Consider the following 2636-nt stretch of genomic DNA (forward strand, 5'->3'; position numbering starts at 1 on the left):
GGCATTATGAATATACTTGTGGAAAATTTGATGATTTATATATGTACGCAATCATTAAAGGCGACCTCAAAGGAATTTAAAAAAGCGGGAGTATTTTTATGTCGCTAACGGGGGCTTTTGTGGAGTAAGAAATGATCAGACTTTATTATAAAAAGTTGTAATTTAATCAGACAGAAAACCCTTAATATAAGGATTGCAGATGGGTTTTTAATCAATCTTTATGTACAGCGATAATAAAGTTGTTTAATTTACAATAAAGTCGTTTCTGTAGTGTTTAAAGAAATGCCAGTTATGTTATTCAACAATTGGGCACGATTGTTGAATAACACAGATAGAAAATGATTAAACGTATTTATGTAAATCAAACTTAAATCTGCTCTAGAAGAAACCATTTTAATCAATCTTTTTTTCAAAATGGTTTCTTTTTATTTATCGTAAAGCATGAGTTTGCGAAGTATTTTTAATCAAACTTTATTTCAAATCTACAAGATACGCTGATGCCACGGTAATTATAATTTCCATATAAATTAATATACGAAAATCTAAAAAGAAAATAAAAACTTGAAGCTGACGTTAGGTCATTTTATATACTATTTAGTAACGTGTTCTCGAGATAAATGTGATTAAAAAATTAGGAGGTTTATAAATGAAACAGAAAGATATTATTATTTATGGGTGTGTCATTATAGGTGCAGGTATTGGACTGACAATGGATCATGCATTTCCAGGTGTACTGATTGGTTTGGGAATAGGGTACGTACTTCAGAATTTTTTTCGTAAAGAAGAATAAATACATAAAGACTTATGGTAAGGACAAGTGAGAAAAGAAAATGATAAGGTCGAAAGAATAAAGCAGTTGTTAATGCTAGAATCTTAACGTACAGGAAGGTAGGTTTATTAGTTGATACACATTAATAAGGTTGGAGAGCTGACAGGTGTTACAGTAAGAACACTGCGCTACTACGATAAAATTGGCCTATTAAAACCAGCATCCAAAACAGAGGGCGGCCATCGTTTATATACGAATGAAGAAATAAAAAAACTACAGCAGGTTCAATTTTTAAAAAAGATTGGATTTTCGTTACACGAGATTAARAATATGCTYGCTTCCAGTGAGTGGGATTGGTCGGAGAGTTTAAAGAGTCAATTATCTTTTGTAATAAAAGAACAGGAAAATTTAAAGAAAATAGAGTTATCCATACGGGAATTGATACATGGAATTGCGATAGAAGGGACAGAAAACTGGACCGCAATTCAGAAGATTATACAATTATCCAATAAAGATAAAGAAATACAGCAGTATTATCGCGAATCTTTATTTAAAGACAGAGATATGAAACTATGGGAAAAGGTTCCCAATATGACGAGTGACAACCCTGAGTCACTCGAATGGGTTGCTCTGATAGGTCAGTTAAAGCATTATATGAGGGACGGCCCAAAAGCACCCAAAGTCCAAAATATCATTAGAAGAATGGACGAAAAACGCTTAGAGGAGTTTGAAGGTGAGGATGAATTTGTAGATAAGCTGTGGAAAATAAGGATGTCGCCAAAGCAATCAGAGAAACTGGGATTATATCCAATTGACCAGGATGTGCTTGAGTTTATGGATCAGGCATATGCCATTTTTATGGCTGAAAAGAATAATCCCCAACCGGAATAAGGGGGAAAGAATGATGAGTACAGAACTACTTCTCCTAATAGGAGGATTGGCCCTATTGGACACGCTAAGCCCTTTCACATTAGGGGTAACAGTATATTTGCTTTTAACAGATAAAGAGAGACTTACCAAACGTTTATTGGTTTATTTATTGACGATAGCAGGATTTTATTTTGCTGTTGGAGTTTCACTCATGTTAGGATTAGAYTTCTTGCTTGAGATTATTTCTGGCGTATTTCAAAATCGAATCGTARGCTGGACGTTCTTTATTATTGGGGTGATATTGTTCATAGCAAGTTTTTATGTTCCAACAAAGAAAAGCTCAGACCTACCTACACCAAAATCAAAAAGCATTCTTTCAATGGTTGCTCTGGGATTCACTACTTCATTAATTGAAGTAGGTACTGCWTTTCCKTATTTTGTAGCAATTGGCATAATGACTACTTCTAATCTATCGTGGGTGGAATGGTCTTCTATTTTAGCTGGATACAACTTTATCATGGTGTTGCCTTCCCTCGTGCTGTTTCTCTTCTATCTCCTGTTTGGGCGGTGGATGCAAACATCTCTCGAGAAGCTTCGAGTGAAAATCGCTAATAATACAGGATCGGCTCTTTCGTGGATTATGTGTATAGTTGGACTCATCCTGATTTATAATAGCCAGGATTATTTGTAGGGCGTATCTCCAGAACCTCCTTTTTATTAATTAGGTGTTATTCGTTTAAATGATAATAAAGGCGAAAGTGCTATTACTGTTGATAATTGTAGGCTGAAAAATATGTCCTAATTCTCTTAAATGTTGTAAGAAGGTGGTCGAATTATGAATAAAAAAACTTGGTTTATATTTACTTTTTCAGCTATTTTAGTAGCTTGTTATGCTGTTATCCAATATTTTATTATGGATGGATTTCAAGCAGGGTTTGTTCAAATGAAGCTTATGTTTCTATCTAAAATGAGTACGTTTTGGTACATTATGTTATTT

3 protein-coding genes and 1 pseudogene are annotated in these 2636 nt (G+C 34.0%); all 4 read left to right on the forward strand.

The window, feature by feature from the left end; translation table 11 throughout:
• The first annotated feature begins 646 nt into the window (after positions 1-646).
• A complete protein-coding gene (locus AC1DJR_RS25625; RefSeq protein ID WP_170972793.1) occupies positions 647-790 on the forward strand; it encodes a hypothetical protein in 144 nt (47 codons plus the stop codon).
• A 111-nt stretch (positions 791-901) separates the two neighbouring features.
• Positions 902-1660, forward strand: a complete 759-nt coding sequence (locus tag AC1DJR_RS25630) for a MerR family transcriptional regulator (RefSeq protein ID WP_429692060.1) — start codon at positions 902-904, stop codon at positions 1658-1660.
• A 13-nt stretch (positions 1661-1673) separates the two neighbouring features.
• Positions 1674-2330 carry a GAP family protein gene (locus tag AC1DJR_RS25635; RefSeq protein ID WP_477003822.1) on the forward strand — a complete coding sequence of 219 codons (657 nt, stop codon included), beginning with the start codon at positions 1674-1676 and terminating at the stop codon, positions 2328-2330.
• Positions 2331-2474: 144 nt separating this feature from the next.
• Positions 2475-2636 (forward strand): annotated as a pseudogene (locus AC1DJR_RS25640) (DUF2306 domain-containing protein); the annotation flags it as partial.

The sequence above is a fragment of the Bacillus sp. 05T31 genome, from assembly GCF_056396725.1.